The 25,090-nt window shown below is 74.5% G+C and carries 30 protein-coding genes; 12 read left to right on the top strand and 18 right to left on the bottom strand.

The annotated features are described in order from the left end of the window. The first annotated feature begins 14 nt into the window (after window positions 1-14). The 3 genes from cydB to GCU60_RS07475 all read left to right on the top strand — a co-directional run bounded on the left by cydB (window position 15) and on the right by GCU60_RS07475 (window position 5,090). A complete protein-coding gene (cydB, locus tag GCU60_RS07485) occupies window positions 15-1,034 on the top strand; it encodes a cytochrome d ubiquinol oxidase subunit II (RefSeq protein WP_163203798.1) in 1,020 nt (339 codons plus the stop codon). Continuing rightward, window positions 1,031-4,402 (top strand): thiol reductant ABC exporter subunit CydC, encoded by a 3,372-nt coding sequence (gene cydC / locus GCU60_RS07480; RefSeq protein ID WP_239520650.1) that lies wholly within the window; start codon window positions 1,031-1,033, stop codon window positions 4,400-4,402. The genes cydB and cydC overlap by 4 nt, the downstream gene beginning before the upstream one ends. A 133-nt stretch (window positions 4,403-4,535) precedes the next feature. Beyond that, a complete protein-coding gene (locus GCU60_RS07475) occupies window positions 4,536-5,090 on the top strand; it encodes a dihydrofolate reductase family protein (protein ID WP_163203796.1) in 555 nt (184 codons plus the stop codon). A 4-nt stretch (window positions 5,091-5,094) separates the two neighbouring features. Here the strand turns inward: GCU60_RS07475 and GCU60_RS07470 are convergent, their stop codons facing one another. Beyond that, window positions 5,095-5,724 (bottom strand): hypothetical protein, encoded by a 630-nt coding sequence (locus GCU60_RS07470; protein ID WP_163203794.1) that lies wholly within the window; start codon window positions 5,722-5,724, stop codon window positions 5,095-5,097. Between the two features lie 17 nt (window positions 5,725-5,741). Here GCU60_RS07470 and GCU60_RS07465 point away from each other — a divergent pair, with 17 nt between their 5' ends. After that, window positions 5,742-5,978, top strand: a complete 237-nt coding sequence (locus GCU60_RS07465) for a hypothetical protein (protein ID WP_163203792.1) — start codon at window positions 5,742-5,744, stop codon at window positions 5,976-5,978. Between the two features lie 25 nt (window positions 5,979-6,003). On the opposite strand, the gene GCU60_RS07460 is transcribed toward GCU60_RS07465, so the two are convergent. The 6 genes from GCU60_RS07460 to GCU60_RS07435 all read right to left on the bottom strand — a co-directional run bounded on the left by GCU60_RS07460 (window position 6,004) and on the right by GCU60_RS07435 (window position 11,625). Further along, window positions 6,004-6,396 carry a universal stress protein gene (locus tag GCU60_RS07460; protein WP_163203790.1) on the bottom strand — a complete coding sequence of 131 codons (393 nt, stop codon included), beginning with the start codon at window positions 6,394-6,396 and terminating at the stop codon, window positions 6,004-6,006. Between the two features lie 52 nt (window positions 6,397-6,448). Then, window positions 6,449-7,252 carry an ethanolamine ammonia-lyase subunit EutC gene (gene eutC / locus GCU60_RS07455; protein ID WP_163203788.1) on the bottom strand — a complete coding sequence of 268 codons (804 nt, stop codon included), beginning with the start codon at window positions 7,250-7,252 and terminating at the stop codon, window positions 6,449-6,451. Then, window positions 7,249-8,664 carry an ethanolamine ammonia-lyase subunit EutB gene (locus GCU60_RS07450; RefSeq protein ID WP_163203785.1) on the bottom strand — a complete coding sequence of 472 codons (1,416 nt, stop codon included), beginning with the start codon at window positions 8,662-8,664 and terminating at the stop codon, window positions 7,249-7,251. The genes eutC and GCU60_RS07450 overlap by 4 nt, the downstream gene beginning before the upstream one ends. Next, window positions 8,661-10,127: an ethanolamine permease gene (gene eat, locus GCU60_RS07445; RefSeq protein ID WP_163203783.1), complete on the bottom strand. Its 1,467-nt coding sequence runs from the start codon at window positions 10,125-10,127 to the stop codon at window positions 8,661-8,663. Before eat ends, GCU60_RS07450 begins: the two co-directional genes overlap by 4 nt. Window positions 10,128-10,251: 124 nt before the next feature. Further along, window positions 10,252-11,151 carry an SDR family NAD(P)-dependent oxidoreductase gene (locus tag GCU60_RS07440; protein WP_163203781.1) on the bottom strand — a complete coding sequence of 300 codons (900 nt, stop codon included), beginning with the start codon at window positions 11,149-11,151 and terminating at the stop codon, window positions 10,252-10,254. A gap of 57 nt (window positions 11,152-11,208) precedes the next feature. Further along, entirely contained in the window at window positions 11,209-11,625 is a 417-nt protein-coding gene (locus GCU60_RS07435; RefSeq protein ID WP_163203779.1) for a hypothetical protein, read from the bottom strand. Window positions 11,626-11,738: 113 nt separating this feature from the next. Between GCU60_RS07435 and GCU60_RS07430 the strand changes: the two genes are divergently transcribed. From GCU60_RS07430 to GCU60_RS07420, 3 genes are all read left to right on the top strand, one after another. Next, window positions 11,739-12,377: a hypothetical protein gene (locus tag GCU60_RS07430; protein WP_163203777.1), complete on the top strand. Its 639-nt coding sequence runs from the start codon at window positions 11,739-11,741 to the stop codon at window positions 12,375-12,377. Window positions 12,378-12,453: 76 nt separating this feature from the next. Continuing rightward, window positions 12,454-12,723, top strand: a complete 270-nt coding sequence (locus tag GCU60_RS07425) for a DUF2277 domain-containing protein (protein WP_163203775.1) — start codon at window positions 12,454-12,456, stop codon at window positions 12,721-12,723. Window positions 12,724-12,791: 68 nt separating this feature from the next. Continuing rightward, a complete protein-coding gene (locus tag GCU60_RS07420) occupies window positions 12,792-13,292 on the top strand; it encodes a PGPGW domain-containing protein (RefSeq protein ID WP_163203773.1) in 501 nt (166 codons plus the stop codon). Between the two features lie 4 nt (window positions 13,293-13,296). Here GCU60_RS07420 and GCU60_RS07415 read toward each other — a convergent pair whose 3' ends face one another. Beyond that, the gene (locus GCU60_RS07415; protein ID WP_163203771.1) at window positions 13,297-13,521 is read right to left on the bottom strand and encodes a hypothetical protein; all 225 of its coding nucleotides are present in this window, start codon (window positions 13,519-13,521) and stop codon (window positions 13,297-13,299) included. Between the two features lie 108 nt (window positions 13,522-13,629). Here GCU60_RS07415 and GCU60_RS07410 point away from each other — a divergent pair, with 108 nt between their 5' ends. Next, on the top strand, window positions 13,630-14,073 hold the full coding sequence (locus GCU60_RS07410) for a GNAT family N-acetyltransferase (RefSeq protein WP_163203769.1): 444 nt from the start codon (window positions 13,630-13,632) through the stop codon (window positions 14,071-14,073). Then, window positions 14,070-14,399 (top strand): hypothetical protein, encoded by a 330-nt coding sequence (locus GCU60_RS07405; RefSeq protein WP_163203767.1) that lies wholly within the window; start codon window positions 14,070-14,072, stop codon window positions 14,397-14,399. Before GCU60_RS07410 ends, GCU60_RS07405 begins: the two co-directional genes overlap by 4 nt. 52 nt (window positions 14,400-14,451) lie before the next feature. On the opposite strand, the gene GCU60_RS07400 is transcribed toward GCU60_RS07405, so the two are convergent. Beyond that, entirely contained in the window at window positions 14,452-14,952 is a 501-nt protein-coding gene (locus GCU60_RS07400) for an LppU/SCO3897 family protein (RefSeq protein WP_163203765.1), read from the bottom strand. A 185-nt stretch (window positions 14,953-15,137) separates the two neighbouring features. Between GCU60_RS07400 and GCU60_RS07395 the strand changes: the two genes are divergently transcribed. Together GCU60_RS07395 and GCU60_RS07390 are read left to right on the top strand one after the other, a co-directional pair. After that, entirely contained in the window at window positions 15,138-15,833 is a 696-nt protein-coding gene (locus GCU60_RS07395) for a hypothetical protein (RefSeq protein WP_163203763.1), read from the top strand. Window positions 15,834-15,889: 56 nt separating this feature from the next. Beyond that, complete coding sequence (locus GCU60_RS07390; protein WP_163203761.1) at window positions 15,890-16,273, top strand: PaaI family thioesterase; 384 nt, start codon at window positions 15,890-15,892, stop codon at window positions 16,271-16,273. A gap of 15 nt (window positions 16,274-16,288) precedes the next feature. Here GCU60_RS07390 and GCU60_RS07385 read toward each other — a convergent pair whose 3' ends face one another. Beyond that, entirely contained in the window at window positions 16,289-16,471 is a 183-nt protein-coding gene (locus tag GCU60_RS07385) for a hypothetical protein (RefSeq protein ID WP_163203759.1), read from the bottom strand. A 134-nt stretch (window positions 16,472-16,605) separates the two neighbouring features. Here GCU60_RS07385 and GCU60_RS07380 point away from each other — a divergent pair, with 134 nt between their 5' ends. After that, window positions 16,606-16,887: a DUF427 domain-containing protein gene (locus tag GCU60_RS07380; protein ID WP_163203757.1), complete on the top strand. Its 282-nt coding sequence runs from the start codon at window positions 16,606-16,608 to the stop codon at window positions 16,885-16,887. Window positions 16,888-16,902: 15 nt separating this feature from the next. Here the strand turns inward: GCU60_RS07380 and GCU60_RS07375 are convergent, their stop codons facing one another. From GCU60_RS07375 to GCU60_RS07340, 8 genes are all read right to left on the bottom strand, one after another. Continuing rightward, window positions 16,903-17,313 (bottom strand): hypothetical protein, encoded by a 411-nt coding sequence (locus GCU60_RS07375; protein ID WP_163203755.1) that lies wholly within the window; start codon window positions 17,311-17,313, stop codon window positions 16,903-16,905. Between the two features lie 80 nt (window positions 17,314-17,393). Further along, window positions 17,394-18,200, bottom strand: coding sequence for an alpha/beta fold hydrolase (locus GCU60_RS07370; RefSeq protein ID WP_163203753.1), 807 nt, complete (start codon window positions 18,198-18,200; stop codon window positions 17,394-17,396). After that, window positions 18,197-20,125, bottom strand: a complete 1,929-nt coding sequence (locus GCU60_RS07365; protein WP_163203751.1) for a flavin-containing monooxygenase — start codon at window positions 20,123-20,125, stop codon at window positions 18,197-18,199. Before GCU60_RS07365 ends, GCU60_RS07370 begins: the two co-directional genes overlap by 4 nt. A gap of 3 nt (window positions 20,126-20,128) precedes the next feature. Next, window positions 20,129-21,031, bottom strand: coding sequence for an alpha/beta fold hydrolase (locus GCU60_RS07360; protein ID WP_239520678.1), 903 nt, complete (start codon window positions 21,029-21,031; stop codon window positions 20,129-20,131). A 5-nt stretch (window positions 21,032-21,036) separates the two neighbouring features. Continuing rightward, a complete protein-coding gene (locus tag GCU60_RS07355) occupies window positions 21,037-21,909 on the bottom strand; it encodes a fumarylacetoacetate hydrolase family protein (RefSeq protein WP_163203747.1) in 873 nt (290 codons plus the stop codon). A gap of 76 nt (window positions 21,910-21,985) precedes the next feature. Next, window positions 21,986-23,080 (bottom strand): cupin domain-containing protein, encoded by a 1,095-nt coding sequence (locus tag GCU60_RS07350; protein WP_163203745.1) that lies wholly within the window; start codon window positions 23,078-23,080, stop codon window positions 21,986-21,988. A 123-nt stretch (window positions 23,081-23,203) separates the two neighbouring features. After that, a complete protein-coding gene (locus GCU60_RS07345; protein WP_163203743.1) occupies window positions 23,204-24,229 on the bottom strand; it encodes an ABC transporter substrate-binding protein in 1,026 nt (341 codons plus the stop codon). A 93-nt stretch (window positions 24,230-24,322) separates the two neighbouring features. After that, window positions 24,323-25,075 (bottom strand): ATP-binding cassette domain-containing protein, encoded by a 753-nt coding sequence (locus GCU60_RS07340; RefSeq protein WP_163203741.1) that lies wholly within the window; start codon window positions 25,073-25,075, stop codon window positions 24,323-24,325. Window positions 25,076-25,090 lie beyond the last annotated feature (15 nt).

Genomic DNA, 25,090 nt, shown 5'->3' with positions numbered 1-25,090 from the left:
GGAGTTGCACAGCCATGGATCTGCAGACCGTCTGGTTCGCCGCCGTCGCCGTCCTCTGGATCGGCTTCCTGCTGCTGGAGGGCTTCGACTTCGGCGTGGCCGCCCTGCTGCCCGTGCTCGGCCGGCGACCCGCCGACCGGCACCTGATGCTGCGCAGCATCGGCCCGCTGTGGGACGGCAACGAGGTGTGGCTGATCACCGCCGCCGGCGCGGTGTTCGCCGCCTTCCCCGGCTGGTACGCCTCCTGGCTCCCGGCCCTGTACCTGCCCTTCGTGCTGGTGCTCTTCGGCCTGATCATCCGGGCCGTCGCCTTCGAGTGGCGGCACTCCCACCACACCGCCCAGTGGGACGCCACCTGGACGCACGTGATCACCGCCGGCTCGCTGATCGCCGCCCTCGGTATCGGCGCCGCGCTCGGCGCCACCACCCTCGGGCTGCCGATCGACGGCGACGGCAACCGGGTCGGCGGGGCCTTCTCCGGCCTGGGCTGGCCGGCGCTGCTCGGCGCGGTCGCGGTGCTCGCCTTCTCGATGGTGCACGGGGCCCTGTTCCTGGCGCTCAAGGTGGACGGCGACGTGCGGCTGCGGGCGCGGGCCTTCGCGCTCCGCTGGGCACCGGCCGCCGCGCTCCCGCTGCTGGCGTGGGCCGCGATCGTGCACCTGCGGTACGGCACGGCGATCACCGCCGCGCTGTGGGTGCTCGCGGCCGTCGCGGTCGTCGGGGCGTGGACGCGGATGAAGCTCGACCGCGAGGGTGCCGCGTTCACCGCCTGGGCGCTGTTCCTCGTCGCCGCGGCGGCGACGATCTTCGGGGCGGCCTACCCGGTCGTCGTCCCCTCGACGGTCGACGCCGCCTTCGACCTGACGATCGCCGACGCCTCGGTCAGCGACTACACCCTCACCGTCATGACCTGGGCCGCTGGCGTGGGCCTGCCGGTGGTGCTGGGCTACCAGGCCTGGACCTACTGGGTGTTCCGGAAGCGGCTCACCGCCGAGCCGGTGCACGAGGAGGCGGCCGAGGTCGCGACGGCATGAGCAGGGCCGATATCGCCACAATGGCCCCTCGAGGGCCGCTGGGTGCGCTGGCCGGCGTCCCGGGGCTGACCGGCGCGCTCGTGCGGGCCGCGCTCGCCGCCCTCCTCCAGACCGGCGGCCTGGTCCTGCTGGCCGCCGGTCTGGCGCACGCGGTGGCGCGGGCCGCCGGGCAGGCCGACGGCTCGCCGACCGCTCCCCTGGTGCTCGCCGCCGTCGGCGCGGCGCTGCGGGCCGGGGCCGGGAGCGCCGGCGAGGCCATGGCCGCCCGGGACGCCCGCCGGGCCGAGGACCTGCTCCGCCGCCACCTGCTCGACCGGCTCGCCACCTCCCCCGCCGCCCTCGCCGCCGCGGGTGGACCGGCTCCCGCGGCCGTGCTCGCGACCACCCGGCTGCACGACCTCGGGCCGGCGCTGGCCACCTACCTGCCGGCGCTCGCCCAGACGATCGTCGTCCCCCCGGTGCTGCTGCTCGTCCTGGCCTTCACCGACCTGCTCTCCGCCGTGCTCGTGGCCGTGACCCTGCCGCTGGTGCCGCTGTTCATGGTCCTGGTGGGCAGGCACACCCAGGTGGCGACGGCGGACTCCGCCCGGGCCCTGGACCGGATCGCCGGACACGTCGCCGAGCTGGTGCGCGGGCTGCCGGTGCTCGTCGGGCTGGGCCGCGCCGCGGAGCAGACCGCCGCGCTGGCCGCGCTCGGCGAGGCGCACCGCACCCGCACGCTGGCCACCCTGCGCGTCGCATTCCTCTCGGCGCTGGTGCTGGAGCTGATCGCCACGCTGTCGGTGGCGCTGGTCGCGGTGACCGTGGGGCTGCGGCTGGTCGAGGGCCACCTCGCGCTGGGCCTCGGGCTGACCGCGCTGCTGCTCGCCCCGGAGGCGTTCGCCCCGCTGCGCGCGCTCGGCTCGGCCCACCACGCAGCCGAGGACGCCGCGCTCGCGGCCGCCGAGGCCCGCGCGGTGCTGGCCGCGCCGGCGACCCCGTCCGCCCCGGTGTCCGCCGCCGACGACGACCCGCGCGGCGCCGACCTGGCCGTCGCGGGCCTGACCGTCGGCTACCCGGGCCGGGCGGCCGCCGCGCTGCCGCCCACCGACCTCGTGGTGCGCCCCGGCGAGCTGGTCGCCCTGCGCGGGCCCAGCGGGTCGGGCAAGTCCACCCTGCTGGCCGCGCTCGCCGGTCTGATCGGGCCGGAGGCCCAGGTCACCGGGTCGGTCTCGGGCGTGCCGGCCGGCGCGGTCGCCGTGGTGCCGCAGTTCCCCCGCACCACCGGCGCGACGGTCGCCGACGAGCTGCGCCGGCATGCGGCCTCGGAGCCGGGACCCGACGAGATCGCCGGTGAGGCCCTCGTCATCGACGCCCTCGACCGCGTCGGCGCCGCGGACCTGGCCGGCCGGGCACCGGAGTCCCTCTCCCCCGGCGAGCTGCAGCGGGTGGCCCTGGCCCGCGCCCTGGTGCGGGTGCGCCGCGGGGCCCGGCTGCTGCTGCTCGACGAGCCCACCGCCCACCTCGACGACGCCGCCCGGGACCGGGTGACCGCGCTCCTGGCCGCGCTGCACGGCACGGTCACCGTCGTCCTCGTCACGCACGACCCGGTGCTGGCCGCCCTCGCCGACCGGACCGTCGACCTGCCCGCCGCGTCACCTCCCGCTCCCCCAGTGGCGGTTCGTGCACGTTCCGCCGCGGCGGAAAGTGCACGAACCGCCGCGGTCGGGGCCCCGGGTGCCGGCGGGGGGCCGACGACGCCCGCGCCGACCGCGGGGGCGATGCGACGCGCGGTGCTCACCGGTGCGCTGTCCTCGGGCGCGGGCGTGGCGCTGACCGCCGTGTCCGGCTGGCTCATCGTGCGGGCCGCCGAGATGCCGCCGGTGCTCACCCTGCTGGTCGCGATCGTCGGCGTCCGCTTCTTCGGCCTCGGCCGGGCGCTGCTGCGCTGGCTGGAGCGCATGACGGCGCACGACGCGGCGCTGCGGCAGGCCGCGGACCTGCGGGTGCGGGTGTGGCGGGCGCTGGCCGCCCAGGGCCTGGCCGCGGACCGCACCCCCGGATCGGCGCTGGCCCGCGTGGTCGGCGACGTCGGCGTCGTCCAGGACCTGACCGTCCGGGTGCGCACCCCGCTGGCCGTGGCCGTCGTCGTCCCGTCGCTCACCGTGCTCGCGCTGGCGCTGGTGCACCTCCCGGCCGCCGCGACCGCCGGTGCGGTGCTGGCCGCGACCGGGGCGCTGGTCGTGCTGGTGCACCGCCGGGTCGACGCCGGGGCGGCCCGGGCGGAGAGCACCCTGCGCGTCGCCGCCCTGCGGGAGACCGGCACCGTGCTCGACGGGCTGGGCGACCTGCGGGCACACGGCCTGGGCGACCGGGCGGCGGCGGATCTGGCGGCGCTGGCCGACCGGCAGTCGCGAGCCGCGCACAGCGGCGCCCGTGCGGCCGCCCTCGGCACCGGGCTGGTCGTCCTGGGCACCGGGCTGGCGGCGGTGCTCGGCACGGCCGTCGCCGCCGCGTCCGGGCCGGCCGGCCCCTCGCTCGCCGTGCTGGCACTGGCCCCGCTGGCGCTGGCCGAGCCCCTCGCCGGTCTGGTGAGCGGGCTGCAGCGGCGGGGTGCGCTGGCCGACGCGCGGTCGCGGCTGGACGCCGTCCTCGGCGCTCCCGTGGCCGCCGACCCGGCCGGGCCGCTGCCCGCGCCGTCCGCGGTCGCCTCGCTGCGGACCGAGGGGCTGGTCGCCGGCTGGCCCGGCGGGCCGGACGTGCTGCGCGGCGTGGACGCGCGGGCCGACGCCGGCGAGGGCTGGCTGGTCGTGCGCGGGCCGTCGGGCACCGGGAAGTCGACGTTCCTGGCGGTCCTCATGGCGGCGCTGCGGCCACGGGCCGGCGAGTACGCGGTGGACGGGCTGCCCGCCGACCGGCTGCGCGGGGACGACCTGCGCGCCCGCATGGCGTGGCTGCCGCAGGAGGCGCACGTGTTCTCCTCCAGCATCCGCGCCAACCTGGCCCTGGCCGCGCCACGCGGCGAGCTGTCCGGCGCCGTCGGCGAGGCGCGGATGCGCGCGGCGCTGTCCGCCGCCGGGCTCGCCGGGCTCCTCGCCGGGTTGCCGGACGGGCTGGACACGGCGGTCGGCGCGGGCGGCACGGCGCTGTCCGGTGGCGAGCGCCGACGGCTGGCCGCCGCCCGCGCGCTGCTGGCCGAGCGGGACGTCGTCCTGCTCGACGAGCCGACGGCGCACCTGGACCGGCCGACCGCCGACGCGCTCCTGCGGGACCTGCGGGCGGCGCTGGCCGGACGCGTCGTCGTCTGCGTCACCCACGACGACGAGGTGGAACGCCCCGGCGACACCGTCGTCCGGCTCGGCGAGACGGCGGCCCGCACCACCGCGTGAGGGACACGTGGTGTCCGGGAGCTCCACCTCTGCCCAGCTCGGGTGGGCAGAGGTGGAGCATCCGGAGGCGGAGCATCCGGAGGCGGGGCCCGGACGCAGGGCGTTGTCGTAGGTGTGCGGCACGCTGCGCCGCATGGACGCTTCCTTCACCGGCTCGGTCTTCCTCGGCATGAGCGTCGACGGGTTCATCGCCCGGCTCGACGGCGACCTCTCCTGGCTCACCGGCGGGCAGGACGCCGGCGGCGCGCCCGACGACGGCGAGGGCGGTGACTTCGGTTTCGGCGAGTTCGTCGCGGGCGTCGACGCGTTGGTCATGGGCCGCTCGACCTACGAGTTCATCGCGCCGTTCGCCGAGTGGCCCTACCAGGGCAGGCCGGTGCACGTGCTGAGCACGACGCTGACGCCCGGCGACGATGCGCGGATCACCGTGCACCGCTCGCTGGACGACGCGGTCGCGGCGATGACCGCCGCGGGGCACCGCCGGGTCTACGTCGACGGCGGGCGCACCGTGCACGCCTTCCTGGCCGCCGGGCTGGTCGGTGACCTCACGCTCTCCCGCGTCCCGGTGCTCATCGGCACGGGCCACACGCCCTTCGGCGAGCTGCCGGCCGACATCCGGCTGGAGCACGAGCGGACCCGCACCTTCCCCGGCGGGATGGTGCAGACCACCTACCGGGTGCGCCGCTGACCGGTCAGGCCGGCGGCACCTCCACGGCGACCTCCGGGCCGAGGGCCGCGCCCTGCAGCAGGTCGAGCTGGTCGCCGGACCAGAAGCTGCCCGGGTCGTACCAGTTCTCCGGCCGGTCGGCGGGCAGCAGACCCATCGCGGTGTAGGTGGCGGCCACCAGCTCGGCGCAGTAGACGGCCTCCGTCGTCGTCCCGCGGCGCAGCCGCCCGTTGATCCAGCCACCGGCCAGGTGCCGGGTGGTCGGGAACGGCCGGCCGTCCATCCGGGCGATCGTGCGCAGGACCGCGTCCTCCATGGCCGGCGTCACGCCGCCGTCGTCGGACGGGCCGACCAGCTGGCGCAGCCACGGTCGCTGGCCGTACTTGTGCCGCCAGGTGCGGACGGCGTCGCCGAGGTCGTGCAGCTGGACGCCGCGCTGGTGCTTCCCGGTCCAGACGTCGGGCAGCGAGCGCCCCAGCTCGGCGTGCCACAGCAGCGGCGGCAGGTCCTCCAGGACCACCGCCATCCCGACGTGGTTGACCGGGGCGTTGGTCAGCGTCTGGATGGCCCGGTCGGCGACGGACGCGCCGCGGAAGATCCACACGTCGCCGGTGCGGGTGAGGTCGACCGCCTCGTCCAGGGTCAGCGTCGGCACGGCGCTACCGTACGGACGTGCGCCTCTGGAAGCTGCTCGGACTGGCCGGCCTCGCCGGAGTCACCGCCGGCGGTGTCGTGCTGGCCCGCAACGAGCGGCAGCGCCGCGCCTACACCCCCGACGACGTGCGGGCCCGCCTGCACGAGCGTGCGGCGGCGGCCCCGGAGCCGCCGGAGCCGGCCCCGGCGACCGCCGGCGAGCTCACCGCGGGCCGCCGGCACCGGCTGGCCCGCGTCCTGCGCCGCCGGCGCTGAACGGCGACGTCGGCCGAGGCCGGGCTCAGCCGGCCTTGACCGCGAGCACCGGGCAGTTGGCGTCGAGCAGGATGCGCTGCGCCTGGCTGCCGGTGAGCAACTTGCCGGTGGCGGTCCGCCGGCGGATACCGATGACGATCAGGCTGGCCTGCACCCGGTCGGCTGTCTCGACCAGCTCCTCGGCCGCTTCGTGACCGCGCACCCGCTGCTCGACCTCGTAGTCGACGCCCGTGGCGCCGAGCTGCTCCCGCAGCGCGACCAGGAGTTCCTCGGACAGGAGCCGGTTGTCGACGTAGGCGTCGCCGCGCGAGGTGTTGAGCACGTGCAGTGGCTCGGCGCGGCGGCGCGCCTCGGCGATCGCCGCGGTCAGTGCCGCCTCGCCCTCGGCAGTGGGGACGTAGCCCACGACGATCGTCATGCCGAGAGCTTCCCGCACCGGACCGCCGGCGTCAGCATTGCGTGCGTATCGGTCATCCGGTCCGTGGATCGGCCCCCGCAGGGATCCCCGGCGGGGAACGATGCCCGCTTTCCGACGGCAGCGAGGGCCCCTCGTCCTTGAGCGCCACACCGGAGGCGCCCAGCTCGCGGGCGCCCTCCAGCAGCCGCAGCACCAGGTCGGCGGCCTCCGCGTAGCCCAGCCCGTGCGGTGGCCGGACGTTGGACACGCAGTTGCGCTCCGAGTCGGTGCGGCCCGGCCGCGGCGCCCAGGTGAGGTAGATGCCGAGCGAGTCCGCCGCGGAGAGCCCGGGCCGTTCCCCGATCAGCACCAGCACCACGCGGGCGCCCAGCGCCGCGCCGATCTCGTCGCCGAGCGCCACCCGGGCCTGGGCGGCGAGGACCACCGGGCCGACCGACCAGTCGGCCAGCCGGTCCAGGAGTGCGGTGGTCAGCGCCGCGCCGTGCTCGTGCACCGCCCGGGGCGAGAGGCCGTCGGCGAGCACGATCGCGACGTCGGCCTCCGGTCGCGGCAGCGACCACCCCGGCGCCAGCCGCCGGCCGAGGTCGGGCCGCTGCAGGTACTCGGCGCGGTCGGCGGCGGCCGAGTGCACCTCGACCACCGGCAGCCCGTCGAGCCCGGCCCGCACCACCTCGGGGTCCAGGGCCGTGTGCACGGCGTCCCGGGCCACCGCGTGCGCCAGCCGGAACTCCAGCTCCCGGGCCGTCGGCAGGCCGTCCCCGGCCCGGCCCAGCGCCACCCGTGCCCTGGTGGCGCCCCGCAGCACGGCCCACGGATCAGGGCCATTGTCGCCACTTCGGCCCGGGAGGGTGCTCATCGGGCGGCGGCCGCGAGGAGGGCGCGGGCGGTGGGGGCATCGGGAGCGAGGTCGCGCACCCGGCCGCCGTCGTCGAGCAGGTCCATCCGCGCCAGCCACTCCTCGAACTCCGGCGCCGGTCGCAGGCCGAGCACCTGCCGGGCGGTGAGGACGTCGGAGAACGACAGCGACTGGTAGTGCAGCATCACGTCGTCGGACCCGGGCACGGCGATGAGGAACGAGCAGCCGGCCGCGCCGAGCAGCAGCATCAGCGAGTCGGTGTCGTCGGCGTCGACCTCGGCGTGGTTGGTGTAGCAGACGTCGACCCCCATGGGCAGGCCGAGCAGCTTGCCGCAGAAGTGGTCCTCCAGCCCGGCCCGGACGACCTGCTTGCCGTCGTAGAGGTACTCCGGGCCGATGAAGCCGACGACGGTGTTGACCAGCAGCGGCTCGAAGTGCCGGGCCACCGCGTAGGCGCGGCACTCCAGGGTCTGCTGGTCCACCGGCCGGCCGCCGATCCCGCGGTGCGCATCCGCCGAGAGCGCCGACCCCTGGCCGGTCTCGAAGTAGGTGACGTTGCGGCCCACCGTCCCCCGGCCCAGCTCCAGCGCACCGGCCCGTGCCTGCGCCAGCAGGTCCAGCGTCACCCCGAAGCCGCGGTTGGCCGCCTGGGTGCCGGCGACCGACTGGAAGACCAGGTCGACCGGCGCGCCCTGCTCCAGGGCGCGCAGCGTCGTCGTCACGTGGGCGAGCACGCAGGACTGGGTGGGGATGTCGTAGCGCCGGATGACCGCGTCGACCAGCTCCAGCAGCGCCACCGTCCGGGCCGGTGAGTCCGTCGCCGGGTTGATGCCGATGACCGCGTCGCCGGACCCCTGCAGCAGGCCGTCGACGATGGACGCGGTCACGCCGACCGGGTCGTCGGTCGGGTGGTTGGGCTGCAGCCGCGACGCCAGCCGCCCGGGCAGGCCGAGGGTCGACCGCAGGCCGGTCACCACCCGGGTCCGCCGGCCGACGGCGACGAGATCGGCGTTGCGCATCAGCTTGGACACCGCCGCGACCATCTCCGGCGTCAACCCCCGGGCCAGTCCCGAGATCGCCGCCTCGTCCCCGGCCGCGGCCCACGCGAGCAGCCGGTCGCGGAAGTCGCCCACGGTCAGCGAGGCCACCGGCGCGAAGGCGGCGGCGTCGTGCGTGTCCAGGATCAGCCGGGTGACGTCGTCCTCCTCGTAGCCGACCACCTGCTCCTCCAGGAAGGTGGCCAGCGGCAGGTCGGCCAGCACCGTCTGGGCCGCCACCCGTTCGGCCGCCGACTCCGCGGCGCACCCGGCCAGCACGTCACCCGACCGCGCCGGGGTGGCCTTCGCCATCAGCTCCACCAGCGAGGGGAACTCGAAGGTGTGCCCGGACAGCGTCGTCCGGCGCGTGCTCACCGGACGTCCTCGTCCGCGGCGGCGAGCAGCTCGAACTCCTCCTCGGGCGCGGAGGCGACCAGGTGGTGCCGGCTGTGCACGGCGAAGTAGCCGAGGAAGACCGCGTAGGCGGCCAGCGTCCACAGCGCGGCGACCGGGTCGACCAGGAAGGTGGCGACCACCGCGGCCGCGGCCAGCACGAGTGCGATCCCGGTGGTGACGGTGCCGCCGGGGGTGCGGTACGGCCGGGGCAGGTCGGGCTCGCGGCGGCGCAGCACGATGTGGCTGACCATCATGAGCACGTAGGAGACCGTCGCCCCGAAGACGGCCATGTTGAGCAGCATCGCGCCCTGGCCGGTGAGCGACAGGGCGAAGCCGATGGCGCCGGGCACCAGCAGCGCGAGCACCGGCGCCTTGCGACCGTTGGTCACCGACAGCACCCGCGGCAGGTAGCCCGCCCGCGACAGCGCGAAGGTCTGCCGCGAGTACGCGTAGATGATCGAGAAGAAGCTGGCGACCAGCCCGAACAGGCCGGCGTAGTTGACCACCGAGGTGAGCGCCGCCGACGACCCGGCCACCTGCAGCGCCTCCACCGGCGGGTTGCCGCTCGCCGACATCGCCTCCGATCCCCCGGCGCCGGCGGTGAAGACCAGCATGAGCACCGCCAGCACCAGCAGCAGGCCCATCGCCGCGACGATGCCGCGGGGCATGGCCCGGGCCGGGTCGCGCGCCTCCTCGGCGGCCAGCGGGACGCACTCGACGGCGAGGAAGAACCAGATGGCGAACGGGAACGCCGCCCAGATGCCCATCAGCCCGAACGGCAGGAAGTCCGAGGCTCCGGCGGCGTCGGTGGGGACGATGTCGAGCAGGTTGGCGGAGTCGAACGCCGGTATGGCCCCCGCCAGGTACACGACCAGCCCGGCGACGGCGATGCCCGCGATGACCAGCATGACCTTCAGCGCCTCCCCGACGCCCATCAGGTGGATGCCGACGAAGAGGGCGTAGACGACGAGGTAGACCCACCAGCCGTCGGTGATGCCGAACAGGCCGAGGGACTCCACGTAGGCGCCGATGAAGGTGGCGATCGCCGCGGGTGCGATGGCGTACTCGATGAGCACGGCCACGCCGGTGGCGTACCCGCCCCACGGGCCCAGCGCCCGCCGGGCGAAGGTGTAGCCGCCGCCGGCGGTCGGCAGCGCCGACCCGAGCTCGGCCAGCCCGAAGACCATCGCCGAGTACATGACCGCCATGAGGGCGACGGCGATGAGCAGGCCGCCGAAGCCCCCCTCGGCCAGGCCGAAGTTCCAGCCGGCGTAGTCACCGGAGATGACCGCCGCGACCCCGAGCCCGGCCAGCAGCACCCAGCCCGCGGTCCCGGTCCGCAGCTGCCGCTTCTGCAGGTAGCCGGCGTCGACGGCCTCCGCCTCGACGCCGGCGTGGTGGTGGGCGGTCCGGTCGGACCGGACTCCTGGTTCCGCGGTCATGGCGAGGGCCTCTCCGGTCAGCCCGCGCCGGCGGCGGGGCTGCCAGCCTGGCCCTGTTCCCCCGGCGCGGGCAATGGCCTGCGACGGGACGGAACACGCTGTTCACACAGCCGGAGCACGGCCCTCAGATGCTGCGCCAGCGCCCCTCGGTGGCGTTGCCCGAGGGGTTGGACCGGAAGACGTTGCCCTCGGTCGGCGGCGTCTTCTCGTTGGAGAGGGCACCCACCTTCATCAGCGGGCCGACCAGCAGGTCGAACACCCCGGGCAGCAGCCGGAACCCGGCGGTGATCAGCGGGTTCAGCACCCCCGCCTGGACGACCCGCCGCGGGCGGTCCAGCGTCGCCATGATGTACCGCGCCACCCGCTGCGGGGAGTAGACCGGCGGCGGCGGCCGGCCGGTGCTGCCCACGTAGGAAGCACCCTGGACGTAGATCGGGGTGTCCACGCCGCCGGGCTGGACAATCGAGATCGAGATGCCCGGGACGTCGCGCGTCTCCTGCTGCAGCACCCGGGCCAGGCCCATCTGGCCCCACTTGGCGGCGATGTAGCTGCCCATCAGCGGCGTGGCCACGTTGCCCAGCAGGGAGTTCACGATCACCAGGTGCCCGGCACCCCGCTCCCGGAAGGCGGGGACCACGTGCCGGGCGAGGTTCGCGGTGCCGTGCACCGCGGTGTCCACCACCGTCTCGTAGACGTCCTTGGGCACGTCCTCGATCCGCCCGTAGGCCATCACCTGGGCGGCGTGGACGACGACGTCGAGCCCGCCGTGCTGGGTGACGGTGGTCTCGACCACGGCGCGCAGCGCATCGTCGTCGAGCACGTCGGCCGGGCAGACGGTGACCGAGGCGGCCCCGGCCTCCTTCACCTCGCGCGCCGCGTCCTCGAGCGCCTCGCGCCCACGCGCCAGGAGCACGACGTTCGCGCCTCGCTGCCCCAGCTGCACGGCGGTCGCCCGGCCGATGCCGCTGGACGCACCGGTGACCAGCGCGGTGATCGGTGTTCCGGGTGTCTCGGGGATCGGCACGGGTTCTCCTCGCCACGGCGGCGGACGTCGGGACCGACATCCGTTGTCCGCAACCGACTACCCGGCGGGTCCCGTGGTCATGCCGTTCTCGTCGATCCGCGCCCACAACCAGCCTGGCCCCGCGCAGCGCGCCCCGGCGGGCAGCCTCGCCCGCAGGCCGCGATCGGCGGTCACCACCAGCAGGTCCGCCCCGCCGCCGGCCAGCTCCGAGGCGACGGCGACCAGGGCGTCGTCGCCGGAGCCGGTGGCCCGGACCAGCCTCACCCCGTCGGGGCCGGGGACGTCGCGCGCCGCACCCTCCACGACCGCCACCGTGGCCGCCGGCTCGACCCAGGCGCCGTCCGGTCCGGGCAGCCGCCCCGGAAGGGCGGCGAGGCCCGCGAGCAGCCGGCCGGCGGCGGCGGCGCGGTCCCGCCACCAGCCGTCGGGACGCGACCCGACGACGTTGGCCACGTCGACCAGCAGCACCGTCATCCGTCCTCCGCCCGGGGCTCCTCCGCCCCACGTCGTTTCCCGGCCCCTGCGCTCGGGCATGCAACCCGGTTGCCGCCCGGGGGATCACGGCGGCCCCGACGAAGGGAACCACCATGGCCGGGAACCACCACGACCACACGCACTCCGACCGCGACGGCACCGTGGGCGCCACCGAGGGCGCCTCGGCCACCCGCGGCACCGCCCGGGACGCCGTCACCGCTCAGCACGACCGCTACGGCGGCATCAAGTGGGGTGCGGCCTTCTTCGGCTGGCTGTCGGCCAACGGCCTGGCCGTGATCCTGATCGCCCTGGTGTCGGCGGCCGGTGTCGCGATCGGCCTGGCCCAGGAGATCGACGACGCGGACGACGTGGCCGACCAGGTCAACAGCGGCGTCGGCATCGGCGGGGGCATCGCCCTCCTCGTCATCCTCTTCCTGGCCTACCTGGCCGGCGGGTACGTCGCCGGGCGCATGGCCCGCTTCGACGGCGTCCGCCAGGGCCTCGCCGTGTGGCTGATCGGCCTGCTGGTGGTGCTCGCGCTCGCCGCCGCCGGCTTCTTCTTCGGCAGCCAGTACAACGTGCTGGAGCAGCTCAACCTGCCGCGCATCCCGATCGACGAGGGCACCGCCACCACCGCCGGGATCATCACCCTCGTCGCGATCCTGCTGGTCACGCTGCTCGGCGCGATCCTCGGCGGCAAGCTCGGCGAGCGCTACCACCGGAAGGTCGACCGGGCGGGCTTCGACGCCTAGAAGGACCCCCTGCTCCCCGCCACTCGCACGCTCGCGGCGGGCCCCGGCAGGGGGCCGCGGCCATACGCTGCAGCGCATGTGCCGCAACATCCGACCGCTGGCCAACTTCGAGCCGCCGACGACGGACGACGAGATCCAGGCCGCCGCGCTGCAGTACGTCCGCAAGATCAGCGGAACGGTCAAGCCGTCCCGGGCGAACGCCGAGGCGTTCGACCGGGCGGTGGCCGAGGTGACCGCGGCGTCGGCCCGGCTGCTCGAGTCGCTGGTCTCCTCCGCCCCGCCCAAGGACCGCGAGGTGGAGGCGGCCAAGGCGCGGGCCCGGGCCGCTGCCCGGTACGGCACCTGAACCGGCCCGAGCAGTCCGGTTGCCCACAACTGGAATGACCGGGTGGTACCGCGGGTAACGACGCGTGCATGCCCACCGCGCCGCAGACCGCCCGTGCTCCCGAGTTCCGCGTCAGCGGCAACACCGCCGAGGAGGCGCGCAACCGCCACGGCTCCACCGTCTGCGCCCACTGCACCGACGGGCTCGGCAGGCCGCGCGAGGTCAAGCCGGGCTCGTTCCGCGCGAAGGTGCACAGCAACACCGCCGTGGCCATCACCTGGCGCGTCGCCGTGTTCACCGCCGGGCTGCTGCTGGTGATGCTCGGCATCGCGCTCACCGTGCTGCCGGGGCCGCTCACCATCCCGCCGGTGCTGGCCGGTCTCTGGGTGTGGTCGACGGAGTTCGACTGGGCCCGCCGGTTCTTCGCCACCTTCAAGCGCAAGGCGGTCGCCGCCTGGCGGCACGCCCGCCAGCACCCGGTCAGCTCGCTGGCCGTGACCGTCGGTGGACTGGCCGCCGCTGGTGTCGCCTTCTGGGCCGTCGGCCACTTCCAGCTGGTCGACAAGGCGACGACGGCGCTCGGCCTCTGACCGGTCAGTCCCGACGCACCTCGTCCGGATCGGGGGTGCGGAACGGCGGATCGCCCCGGCCATCGGAGTCCCCGGTGTCCGGGGCGTCGCTCTGCTCGGGACGGTCGGGCTCCTCGCCCCCCACCCCGAAGCCCTCCGCGGGCGGCGGTGCGCCGGCCCCGGGGTCGGCGGCCGGGATGCCCTCGTCGGGACGGCCGAGGTGCGGTTCGAAGGGCGTGGACATCGACATGTGCGCTCCCCTACCCCGCCGTGGCCCGGCAGTCCCCTGCTGCCCGGGATGTTTCCCGGATCGACCACCGCGCGTCGGGCGGCCGTGGGCCTGGGTTAGAACTGCTGCATGAGCTCCGCCCCGATCCTGCGCCGCGCCCGCTTCGCCGAGCTGACCCCGTTCGAGGTCTACCGGCTGTGCCGGCTCCGCGTCGACGTGTTCGTCGTCGAGCAGGAGTGCCCCTACCCCGAGCTCGACGGGCGGGACCTTGAGCCGGGGACCGAGCACCTGTGGTTCGAGCAGGACGAGGAGGTGCTGGCCACCATCCGGGTGCTGGACGACGGCGCCACCCGCGCCATCGGCCGGGTGGCGACGGCGGCCTCCGCCCGTGGGCGTGGCCTGGCCGCGCAGCTCGTCGAGGCCGCGCTGGCCGACTACGGGAACGGCCCGCTGACGCTCGGCGCACAGGCCCACCTGGAGAACTGGTACGAGCGGTTCGGCTTCCGGCGTAGCGGGCCGGGCTACGTCGAGGACGGCATCCCGCACGTGCCGATGCGCCGCGAGGCGGTGTGACCGGGGACGACGCGACGACGCTGCTGGCGGCCGCGGACCGGCTGAGGACGCTGGCGGCGCGGACCACGGGCGGGGACTGGCGGATCGGCGGGCTGCTCGCCAGCCGGCCCGAGGTGATCGCGCACGCGCCGGACGGCGGCACCGAGCACGTGGCGGAGGCGCGGACCCGCTCGGCCGCGTGGATCACCGCCCTCTCCCCCGCCGTGGCCGAGCCGCTGGCCACCTGGCTCACCGCCGCGGCCACCGCCGGTGGGCCCGATCCGGCCGCGGTCGCCCTGGCGCGGGTGCTCCTCGGCCGGCTGCCCGAGGGACCGCCGGCCCCCTGAGACGACGAGTGCCCCGCCGGCGGACCGGCGGGGCACTCGGGCGGAGCAGGGATCAGACGGGCTCGGCGCAGTAGACGGTGCCGTCCACGTCGTCGCCCTCGGGGCCGTACCAGATGGCCGACTGGGCGGACGCGAAGTCCAGGCAGACGTCGTTGGCCATGAACTCGTCGTAGGTCATCTCTTCCTTCTCGACCCCGACGACCTTGGCCTCGGCCTCGTCGGAACCGCAGTCCACGGTCTCGACGTCCTCGCCCATGGCGCCCTTCACGCAGTCCCCGACCTCGGGCTCACCGGCACCGAACAGGCCGAACGCGGACGCCGCGACCCCGAGGACGACGACGCCACCGACGATCGGCAGCACCTTCTTCACGACACTGCTCTTCTGCGGTCCACCGGCGGCCGAGGCGCCACCGGGCGGGGTCCAGGCTCCGGCGGGCTGCCCCGGCTGCTGGTCGAACGGCTGGTACGGCTGACCGGGCGGGACGGGCTGACCGGCCTGGCCCGGCTGCTCGCCGGACGGGTTCATGTCCGGGCCGTGTCCGGGGTGGCTCATGGGTGCTCCTGGTGATTCGTCGACGTGCGTACGCGCAGATCTTGACCCATGCCACCCTGACCAGGGTCGTTTTCCACCGGACGGGCACGCGGGGACCCCACGGCGGACCCGCCCGCACCACTCGTCCCACCGACCCCCGGCGGTCGAACTGCGGTCGAACCGTGCCGGCTGGGTAGCCGTCGGGGATGCGACGACACCCGACGCCCGGACCAGAGGGCCCCGAGCTCGCCGTGGACGATCCGGCCGCGCCCGAGCAGGAGGGGCTGGCGCGGCGGCTGGACAAGCCGATGGGGGTGCTGGGTCTGGTCTTCATCCTGGTCGTGCTGGGGCAGTCGCTCGCCCGCGAGACCTGGCTGGTGACCACGCTGAGCGTCGTCGGCTGGCTGCTGTGGGCGGTGTTCGTCGCCGAGTTCGTGTTCCGGGCCGCCACCGCCCGGGACCGGCGCCGGTTCTGGGCCCGCAACTGGTGGCAGCTGCTCTTCCTCGCCCTCCCGTTCCTGCGCTTCGCCCGCGCCCTCACCCTGCTGCGGGCCGCCCGGGTGGGCGGTGTGCTCTCGGCGGCCGTGCGCGGGTCGCGCTCGGCCGGCCGGTTGCTCAGCGGGCGGATCGGCTGGCTGGGCGCGGTCACCGTCGTCGTGGTGCTCGCCGTCAGCCAGCTGCTCTACGTGCTGGGCATGTACGGCTCCTACGGGGAGGCGCTCTACGACGCGGCCCTGGCGACCATCAGCGGTGAGCCGCTGTCCGCCGACACCACCCTCGCCCGGTTCCTCGACGTCGTCCTGGGCGTCTACTCCGTCGCCGTCTTCGCCACGGTGGCCGGCGCCCTCGGCGCCTACTTCCTGGAGCGCCGGGAAGCCGCCCCGGTCACCGCGCCGGAGTGACCGGGGCCCGTGCGGCCGTGGGCGTGCGCGGACGGAACCGGGGGTAGGGCCCGGCCATGAGCGAGAACGTGGCAGCGGGTGGGTTCGCCGGGCGACTGGGTGCACGGGCGGAGGCCGCGGACGACGGCACGGCGCGGATCTCCTTCGAGGTGACCGACGAGCACCTCAACCCCGCCGGCACGCTGCACGGCGGCGTGCTGGCCACCCTGGTGGACACCGCGATGGGCGCGGCGGTCCGCACCACCACCGACGACGGCGAGGTGCCGGCGACCAGTCAGCTGACCGTCACCTACCTGCGCCCGGGCAAGCCGGGGCCGCTGACCGTCACGGCCCGGCTGCGTACCCGCGGCGAGCACCTGACGGTGTGCGAGGCCGACGTGGAGCAGGACGGCAAGGACCTCGTGCACGCCGTCGCCACCTTCGCCCTGCTGCAGCGCTGACCGTCCCCGCCGGCGTCAGCCGGCCAGCGTGCCGACCAGGACCATGAACAGGACGAGCAGCGCGATCCCGCCGAGGAAGACGGCCAGCAGCAGGTAGGGACCGCGTCGGCGGCCGCCCTGGGTGGACATCGGCGGCTCGGCGCGATCGGCCGGGTCCCGGTCGTCGTCAGGACGGCCGACGGGGTGGGCACCGGTCATGGGGGGTCTCCGATCGTCGTCGGCCGCGGCCGCGGTGGCCGGTCCGTTGCTGTCTCGTCTTCGTGGCCGGGTCGGCTCGGGGTTCAGCGGCCGGCGGGGATGACCGATCCTCCTCCGGGGAGGACCATCGGGGCATGACCACCGCATCGTGGAACGGCACAGTGATCGCCGAGTCCGACGACATCGTCACCGTCGAGGGCAACGCCTACTTCCCGCGGGAGGCGGTGAAGGACGACGTCCTGCGGGCGTCGGACACGCACACCGTGTGCCCCTGGAAGGGCACGGCGTCCTACTTCAGCCTGGAGGTCGACGGCCGGGTCAACGCCGACGCCGCCTGGTACTACCCGGAGCCGAAGGACGCCGCCCGGGAGATCACCGGGCGGGTGGCGTTCTGGAAGGGCGTCGAGGTGCGCTGACCCTGCGGGGACGGGTCAGCGCCTCGGGCGGCTGCCGGCGAGCTCGCGGGCCGAGGCCGCCGCGTCGGCGTCGAGCTGACGGGCGACCGACTCGGTGTAGGAGTCCCAGGCCTGCTGCGGGGTGACGCCCAGGGCGACGGCGATCTCGTCCCAGCCGGCGCCGCCCCGCAGCGCGGCGCGCATGCCGACCAGCTGGCTGTCGTGCGCCTTGCGGGCAATCACCTCGCCCAGCGCCAGCAGCTCCAGGGACTCGTGCACGTCGAGCTGGGTCTGCTCGTCCAGCAGGGTGGACCAGGAGTCGGCGTCGTCGTCCCGCACGGTGTTGAGGGCGGTGTCGCCGTTGTCGCGCCGGCTCAGGAAGTCCAGCCGGGTGGCGGCCGTCGTCAGCGAGAACTCCGCCTCGAGGGCCTCGGGTGTGATGCTCATGGTTCGTGGTTCCCCGCCCTGCCCGGCGTGGCAAACCCCGATGGGCGCGATCTGCGGCACCCCGGGCCCCCCGGAACCGATCACCCGGGCGGGCCGGCGGCCAGGAAGTCCCGCACGACCCGCACGAACTCCTCGGGCCGGTCGGCGGGCGGAAGGTGCCCGGCGCCCTCGACGACGTGCAGCCGCGCCGAGGGCAGCGCCCGCAGCCACTGCTGCGCCAGGTCGACCGGGAACAGGCCGTCCAGCGCTCCCCACACCACGAGGGTGGGCACCCGGAGGCCGCTCAGTCGCGGGCCCAGGCCGGGGTCGTGCATGTACGGCTCCCCGGCCAGGCGGGCAGCGGTCGCCGTGTTCCGCGTCCGCCGCTCGACGAGCGCCGGGTCGGCCTGCACCGCGGCGGCCCGCGCCCGCCCGGCGGCCAGGGAGTCCGCGTCGCCGCAGAGCAGCGCGAGGAGCTCACCGGGCGGCGTGCGGAACATGTCGGGGATCGGCCGGTCGGCCGGCAGCCCCGCCGGATCCACCAGCACCAGGTGCTCGACCCGTTCGGGCGCCAGGAGGGCCAGCTCGGCGGCCAGCCAGCCGCCGAGCGAGGTGCCCACGAGGGAGAAGTGGTCGACCCCGAGGGCGTCGAGGATCGCCGGGTAGCGCCGGGCGAGGTCACCGACGGAGGTCACGGTGGGGTCGTCGCCGCTCCGGTTGAAGCCCGGGTGGTCCGGGCGCAGCACGCGGTGGCCGGTCGCCAGCGCCCCGAGCGCGGGCAGCCAGCCGCCGAGGTCGCCGGCTCCGTGCAGGTAGACCAGCGGGGGCCCGTGCCCGGCGCTCAGCACGTGGACGCCCACGCCGTCCACGTCGAGCGTCGTCGTCCGCGGCTGCTGCTCGACCGTCACAGGAACAGGTAGTCGTCGGGTGCCGGCCGGCGGGTGAGCCGCCAGTACTCCAGGGTGTGCAGCGGCCAGTTCTGCGAGACCCGCCCGGTGGCGTTCTTGTACCAGTTGTGGACCTCGGGGATCCCCCAGGCCATCGACCGGTTCGCCTGGTCGATCCGCTCGTTGAAGGCGTCGACGACGTCGGGGCGCACCTCCATGGCCTGTCGCCCGGTGGACCTGAGCAGGGAGAGGCACTCCAGGACGTAGTTCATCGCCAGCTCGGAGAACATGAAGATGCTGCCGTTGAGGACGAGGTTCGTGTTGGGCCCGAACAGGGAGAAGAAGTTCGGGAACCCCGGGACCGTGATGCCCAGGTAGGCCCGCGCGTCGCCGTTCCACTGCTCGTGCAGGTCGCGGCCGTCCCGTCCGATGACCGTCATCGAGGACAGGAAGTCCGAGGCTCGGAACCCCGTGCCGTAGATGATCACGTCGACCTCGTGCTCGACCCCGTCGCGGGTCCGGATGCCCCGCTCGGTGATCTCGGCGATTCCCTCGGTGACGAGGGAGACGTGGTCCTTCTTCAGGGTGGCGGCCCAGACACCGTTGTCCCGCAGCATCCGCTTGGCGTACGGCGGATAGGACGGCACCACCTTGTCCAGCAGGTCGGGGCGATCGGCGTACTGGCCGCGGATGTGCTCGGCCAGCTGGGCACGGAGGCGGGCGTTCGGGGCCGACACCGATCCGGGCTCCCGCCACTCGGGATCGACGACGGCGAAGGCGTGCATGCCGTCCACGGCGATCCAGAACTGGTAGAAGCGGAACCAGCGGGCGTAGTAGGGCACGTGCCGGAACAGCCACTGCAGCCCGGGCGCGATGTCGTCGTGGTAGGTGGGGGCCGGCAGCGCCCACGGAGGGGTGCGCTGGAGGACCAGCAACTCGGCGACCTCGTCGGCGATCGACGGGATGACCTGGTAGGCGCTGGCGCCGGTCCCGATGACGGCCACCCGCTGCCCGGCGAGCTTCACGTCGTGGTCCCACCGCGCCGTGTGGAAGGACGGTCCGGCGAAGCGGTCCCGCCCCGGGACGTCCGGGTAGTTGGGCTGGTTCAGCTGGCCGACGGCGGTGATGACGGCGTGCGCGGTCACCGACGACTCCACGCCGTCCCGGTCCCGGGTCAGCACGGTCCAGGTGCACGTCTCGTCGTCGTACCTGGCCTCCACCACCTGGGTGCCGAACCGGATCCGGTCGCGCAGGCCGAACTCCGCCGCGACGTCGCGGAAGTACCCGTGGATGGCGCTCTGCCGGGAGTACTGCTGGAGCCAGTCGTCCTTCTGCGCGAAGGAGTAGCTGTACGCGAAGTTGTTCGTGTCCAGGCGGCACCCGGGGTAGCTGTTCTCGAACCAGACCCCGCCGACGTCGTCGTTGCGCTCGAGGACGACGAACGACAGGCCGGCCTGGTCGAGGTGATGGGCCGCGGCGAGACCGGACATGCCGCCGCCCACGACGACGACCGCGTGGTCGACGTCGGCACCGCCCTCGGGCGGAGGCCCGAACCGGGTCCGGACCTCGCCGGCCAGGCCGAGTTCCTGCATGAGCAGCGGCTCGTAGTCCTCCGACACCTCGCCGGTGAGGAAGCGCATCAGCTGCCGCATCTCCTCCGTCCCGGGTTCACCGGCGACCTGGCAGCCGCCGTCGCGGAACCGGCGCAGCGCCTGGAACGCGGCCTCCCGTGCCCGTTCCTGGGTCTCCTCGTCCATGCCGCCCTGGGGCGCGATGAACGCGTCCTTGGCCCGGCGCGGTGGTCGCAGGTCGGAGGCGATCAGGCCGAGGTCGCCGGTGATGTGCGCCAGCGCCGGGAGCAAGGGCGGCAGGTCCGCGTCGCGCAGCACGCGACGCAGCGTCTCGTCGTCCTCGGTGATGGGCTCGATGGGATTGCAGATCGCCATGCGTCAGGCCTCCGGTCCGCGCTGGTAGGACCCCGGACGGAGCCCCACGAGCTCCAGGAAGCTCGCGATGCCGGCGGCGAGCTCCCCCTCCTGGCCGCGGTAGTAGTGGTCCGCGCCCCGGAGCACGAGCCGCTGGTCGCCGTCGCCGGCGAACTCGGCGAACAGCTCGTTCCACAGCGCGTCCCTCGGCTCGGCGTCCCCCCACGCCAGGAGCACCGGTGCCGTGCGCTGCCGCAGGTCGGACAGCCAGATGCCGTCGGGCTCCTCCAGCCGCTGGACGAGGCTGCCGGCGCTGATGGCGTGGTACCAGCCGGACACCGGGATGAGGTCGCGCCCGCGGCCCTCGGCGACCATCGTCCGGGCGAGGTCGGCGGCCCGCGCCTGGTCGGCGGGGTCCGGCCACCACAGCGCGAACGGGTTCTTGTTCGTGGTCAGGGGCGACAGCAGGATCCAAGCGGCGATCGCGGGGTCCCGCGGCATCAGGTCGGCTGCGTAGAAGCCGCCCGAGGAGTGGCCGCAGACGACCACCTGCTGCACGCCGCGTTCGCGCAGGTGCGCGACGCCGGCGGCGAGGTCCAGGTGTCCGGTCGTGAGGTCCTCCCACATGCCGCCCTCGACGGCCCAGTCGTCGGTGCCGACCGTGTAACCGAGGTCGTGGCAGCGCATGTTGACGGCCAGGTGCGCGATCCCCGGGAGGAGCGGCGGCAGGAACCGCCCGGGACCGGTGAGGACGCTGCTGCCCTTGCCGTGGACGTGCAGCATCCCGACCGTCGGCTCGTCCGCGGCGTACCAGAGCGCGTCGATCGGCAGGCCGTCGTCGCGGCGGAGCTCCACGAGCTCCACCCCGACCCGGACCGGCGTGGTCCAGGAGGACTGCGGTTCCACCAGGACGTCGGCGTTCGTCATCTCGGTCACCGCACCTGGACGGTCATGGAACCGATGCCGCTGATGGACATCTCCAGCTGCTCTCCGGCGGCGATCGGGCCGACCCCGGGCGGGGCTCCGGTGAACAGCACGTCACCGGGGTTGAGGGTCATGATCGTCGACGCGTAGGCCACGATCTGCGGCACCGGCACCAGCAGGTCGCCGGTGTTGACCGACTGCCGCACCTCTCCCCCGCAGGTCAGCCGGATGTCCAGCCCCGAGCCGTCGCCGATCTCGTCGGTGGTCGTGATCCAGGGGCCCAGCGGGCTGAACGAGTCGTAGCTCTTGCGCCGCGACCGGTCCGCCGCGGAGCGGACGGTGATGTCGAGGCCGGCGGTGAACCCGAGCACGTGCTCCATGGCCGAGGCCACCGGGATGTCCTTGCCCCCGGAGCCGATCACGATCACCAGCTCGGACTCGTGGTGCACCTCGTGCCCGGCGGCGACCACGTCGCGGGGCAGGACGATGTCCGCGCCCGGTCCGACGATGGACGACGGGGCCTTCAGGAAGACGTCGAACTCCATCATCCAGGCCTCGACGCGGCCCAGCGTGCGCTCCTGGACCCCGTGCATCTCCGCGACGTGCTCGCCGTAGTTGCTCGCCGCCGCCACCACCTTGGTGGGGCCCAGCACCGGCGCGCGCAGCGCCACGTCGGTCACCGCACGCGGGGTGCCCTCCGCTGCGGCCGTCGCGAGCGCCGGGGCCAGGGCGCGGAAGTCCCGGCAGAGCGCCCGCCACCACCCGGCGGTCAGCGGGTCGGGGTCGTGCGGCCACGGCAGGGCGTCGGTGACGTCGACGACCGTCCGGTCGTCGACGGAGACCACACCCAACCGGTGGTCGTCGAACAGCGCGAGCTTCACGAAGGACTCCAGACGACGGGAGGAGGCGGCACGACCGCCGTCGGCGCGGGCGTGGGCAGGAGGACGTCGGGTGCGGTCACCGGGGGACGAAGACCCCGGTGACCGGCTGGGGCTCCGGCAGCGACTCCGTGCGGTAGATGCCGAGCGCGCGCAGCACCGGTGCGTCGGTGAGGAGGAAGAGGTCGGCCTGCTCGTCGGCGGCGTGCTCCACGGCCGACCACGACGGCACGACGAACATGTCGCCGGGTCCCCAGTCGAAGCGCTGGCCGTCGATGACCGACGATCCGGACCCCTGGAAGGCGACGTAGACGGCGTTGCCCGAGCGGCGGACCGCCGGGGTGCGTGCCCCCGCGCGGACGCGGTGGACCGCGCAGCCCAGCGTCGGCAGCACGCTGGCCCCGGTCGTCGGGTTCACGTACTCCACGGCGATCAGCGGCTCGTCCGACGCCGCGGCACGCCGGTCCAGCTCGGCGGCGGTGTCGGCCCACCGGTAGACCAGCAGGGGTGACGCCGTCGGGGACAGGACGTCGGCCACCTCACCCTCGACGTAGCGGGTGCCGCCGGCGTGGGTGCGTTCGGAGGTGTTGTGCTCGGCCGGCTCCGGCTGGCTCTCCCCCGGACCCGGGTACTCCTGGAAGAACACCCCGTCCAGGGCGTCGATCATCGGCAGGTCGAGCCCGTCGAACCAGAACATCTCCGAGTCGCCACCGTTGACGTGGTCGTGCCAGTTCCACGACGGCGTGAGCACGAGGTCCCCGGGGTGCATGTCGCAGGCGTCGCCGTTCACCGTCGTCCAGACGCCCTCGCCCTCCAGCACCCACCGGACCGCTCCCGGGGTGTGCCGGTGCGCCGGGGCGGTCTCCCGCGGGCCCAGGCACTGCAGCGCCCCCCAGAGGGAGCCGGCCGCATAGGGCTTGCCGCCGAGACCCGGGTTCTGCAGGGACAGCACCCGCCGCTCGCCGCCGCGCTCGACGGGCACCAGCTGGATGGCCCGCCGGGCCAGCGGCTTCATGGTCGCCGCCGACCACAGCCACGGGATGGCCCGGGGGCGCGGGGTCGGGGTCAGCAGCTGCTCGGTGATCGTCCACAGCGGTCGCAGGTCGACCGCGGCGAGGTCCCGGTACAGCGCTTCGAGCTCGCCGTCGTCGTGGGTCTGCGCGGGGATGGTCATGGCATGTCCTCCAGGTGCCCCGGCGGGGACCGGGTCGAGAGCTGGGCCGCCGGCGGGCGCGGCGGACGTCCCCGGGGCGGCCGTGCGGCCGCCCCGGGGCCCTGGTGCCGGTGGAGCGACCGGTCAGCCGATGACGGCGTCCTCGTAGTCGATCTCCTCGTCGATCAGGCCGTACTCGGCCATCAGCTGACCGGTCAGCTCGACCGACTCCATGTCCGAAGCGCCGCGCCACTGGATGAGGTTGATCTCCTCGGCCAGCGCCGGGTCCAGGTCGATGAGCGAGGGCAGCGCCGCCCGGAACGACTCCGGGTCCTCCCGGATGTCGTCCGCGGTCGTCTGCACGGCAGCGGCGAAGTTCTCCGCCACCTCCGGGCACTCGTCGATCTTCTCCTCGGTCATGACCATCGTGCCGATCTGCAGACCGGGCTTGATGCCCACCCACGGGCGGTCGACGACGCGGAGGCCCTGGTTCGCACCGATCGTGACGAACGGCTCGATGAGGATGCCGGCGTCGACGTCCCCCCGGCCGATGGCCGCGATGATCTCCGGGAAGGGCAGCTCGACCGGGCTGATGGCACCCTCGGCCGAGCCGTTCTCCTCGATGATGTCGTTGATCGCGAGCTCGTTGACGTTGCCGAGCGCGTTGACACCCATCCGGACGTCCTGGAGGTCCTCCCGGCTCTGGATCGGGCTGTCCGGCTTCACCAGCACCGCCGAGAAGTCGCCGTCCGGCTCGTCCGACGTCGAGCTGCCGCCCGAGATCATCTTGAGCGGCAGGCCCGCCTCGATCGAGGTGATGGCCGACACCATGTCCAGGCCCATGACGTCGTACTCGCCCTGGAGCAGCCCCGGCACGCTGGTGGTGCCACCTCCGGGGCTCGGCGTCAGCGTCAGGTCGATGCCCTCGTCCTCGAAGTGGCCCTGCTGGAGGCCGTAGGACACGAAGGAGAGCGGACCGCCGGGGGTCTCGGCCATCGTGAGCGCGGTCAGCCCCTCGCCGCCGCACTCGCCGCTGCTGTCGGCGTTGCCGCCGCCCGAGCCGGCGTCCGGGGCGTCGGACAGGCCGCCACCCTCCGATCCGCCACAGGCGGAGAGCAGCAGGAGCGCGCTGGCCGTCAGGGCCGTGCGGGCGAACATCGAGGACTTCATGACGTTTCTCCAGGTGACTCGGGACGTGCGTGGGGGCGTCGGTGCCCATCCATCAGGAGCCGTGCGGGTGGAGCGGGGTGGGACGACCGCGCCTCAGTGCCGGAGGGCGGAGAGCAGTTCGCTGCGGAGGCGGGCGAACTCGGGCAGCGCCTTGGTCGTGATCTGGTCCCGCGGCCGCGGCAGGTCGACCTCGGCCACCGTGGTCACGGTCGCCGGCGCCTTGAGCACGAGCACCCGATCGGCCAGGTAGACCGCCTCGTCGATGTCGTGGGTGACGAAGAGGATCGTCACGGCATAGCGCTCCCAGATCCCGAGCAGGAGGTCCTCGAGGTCCGACCGCGTCTGGGCGTCGACGGAGGCGAAGGGCTCGTCCATCAGCAGCACCCGCGGCCGGTAGGCCAGGGCCCGGGCGATGGCGACCCGTTGCTGCATGCCGCCGGACAGCTGCCAGGGGAAGGCCTTGGTCCGGTCGCCCAGCCCGACGGCATCCAGGGCGTCCGCCGTGGCGCTCTTCGCCTCCTGCTTGGACATCCCCTTGTAGCGCAGCGGGAACGACACGTTGCGCTCCACCGTCATCCACGGCAGCAGCGACCGGCTGTAGTCCTGGAACACGTAGGCGAGGTCCTCGGGGGGACCGTCGACCGGGTTGCCCTCCACGAGGATCTGGCCGCTCGTGGCGGGCGCCAGCCCGGACAGGCAGCGGAGCATGGTGGTCTTGCCGCAGCCGGAGGAGCCGAGGATGCAGACGAACTCCTTCTCCCCCACGACGAACGACAGGTCGCCGACGGCGACGTTGCCGGTCTCCTCGCTGCCGTAGACCTTGCGCAGGTGTGACACCTCGAGCACGCCGGACCTCCTGAG

The sequence above is a fragment of the Blastococcus saxobsidens genome (assembly GCF_010682065.1).
In the GTDB taxonomy this organism is placed as follows: domain Bacteria; phylum Actinomycetota; class Actinomycetes; order Mycobacteriales; family Geodermatophilaceae; genus Blastococcus; species Blastococcus saxobsidens_B.
This window is presented reverse-complemented; position numbering and strand designations above follow the sequence as displayed.

Coding starts and splice junctions, on each gene's coding strand:
- cydB (WP_163203798.1), top strand. CDS start 15: ATGGATCTGCAGACCGTCTGGTTCGCCGCCGTCGCCGTCCTCTGGATC.
- cydC (WP_239520650.1), top strand. CDS start 1,031: ATGAGCAGGGCCGATATCGCCACAATGGCCCCTCGAGGGCCGCTGGGT.
- GCU60_RS07475 (WP_163203796.1), top strand. CDS start 4,536: ATGGACGCTTCCTTCACCGGCTCGGTCTTCCTCGGCATGAGCGTCGAC.
- GCU60_RS07460 (WP_163203790.1), bottom strand. CDS start 6,396: ATGACGATCGTCGTGGGCTACGTCCCCACTGCCGAGGGCGAGGCGGCA.
- eutC (WP_163203788.1), bottom strand. CDS start 7,252: ATGAGCACCCTCCCGGGCCGAAGTGGCGACAATGGCCCTGATCCGTGG.
- eat (WP_163203783.1), bottom strand. CDS start 10,127: ATGACCGCGGAACCAGGAGTCCGGTCCGACCGGACCGCCCACCACCAC.
- GCU60_RS07435 (WP_163203779.1), bottom strand. CDS start 11,625: ATGACGGTGCTGCTGGTCGACGTGGCCAACGTCGTCGGGTCGCGTCCC.
- GCU60_RS07430 (WP_163203777.1), top strand. CDS start 11,739: ATGGCCGGGAACCACCACGACCACACGCACTCCGACCGCGACGGCACC.
- GCU60_RS07425 (WP_163203775.1), top strand. CDS start 12,454: ATGTGCCGCAACATCCGACCGCTGGCCAACTTCGAGCCGCCGACGACG.
- GCU60_RS07420 (WP_163203773.1), top strand. CDS start 12,792: ATGCCCACCGCGCCGCAGACCGCCCGTGCTCCCGAGTTCCGCGTCAGC.
- GCU60_RS07415 (WP_163203771.1), bottom strand. CDS start 13,521: ATGTCGATGTCCACGCCCTTCGAACCGCACCTCGGCCGTCCCGACGAG.
- GCU60_RS07410 (WP_163203769.1), top strand. CDS start 13,630: ATGAGCTCCGCCCCGATCCTGCGCCGCGCCCGCTTCGCCGAGCTGACC.
- GCU60_RS07400 (WP_163203765.1), bottom strand. CDS start 14,952: ATGAGCCACCCCGGACACGGCCCGGACATGAACCCGTCCGGCGAGCAG.
- GCU60_RS07395 (WP_163203763.1), top strand. CDS start 15,138: ATGCGACGACACCCGACGCCCGGACCAGAGGGCCCCGAGCTCGCCGTG.
- GCU60_RS07390 (WP_163203761.1), top strand. CDS start 15,890: ATGAGCGAGAACGTGGCAGCGGGTGGGTTCGCCGGGCGACTGGGTGCA.
- GCU60_RS07385 (WP_163203759.1), bottom strand. CDS start 16,471: ATGACCGGTGCCCACCCCGTCGGCCGTCCTGACGACGACCGGGACCCG.
- GCU60_RS07380 (WP_163203757.1), top strand. CDS start 16,606: ATGACCACCGCATCGTGGAACGGCACAGTGATCGCCGAGTCCGACGAC.
- GCU60_RS07375 (WP_163203755.1), bottom strand. CDS start 17,313: ATGAGCATCACACCCGAGGCCCTCGAGGCGGAGTTCTCGCTGACGACG.
- GCU60_RS07365 (WP_163203751.1), bottom strand. CDS start 20,125: ATGGCGATCTGCAATCCCATCGAGCCCATCACCGAGGACGACGAGACG.
- GCU60_RS07360 (WP_239520678.1), bottom strand. CDS start 21,031: ATGACGAACGCCGACGTCCTGGTGGAACCGCAGTCCTCCTGGACCACG.
- GCU60_RS07350 (WP_163203745.1), bottom strand. CDS start 23,080: ATGACCATCCCCGCGCAGACCCACGACGACGGCGAGCTCGAAGCGCTG.
- GCU60_RS07345 (WP_163203743.1), bottom strand. CDS start 24,229: ATGAAGTCCTCGATGTTCGCCCGCACGGCCCTGACGGCCAGCGCGCTC.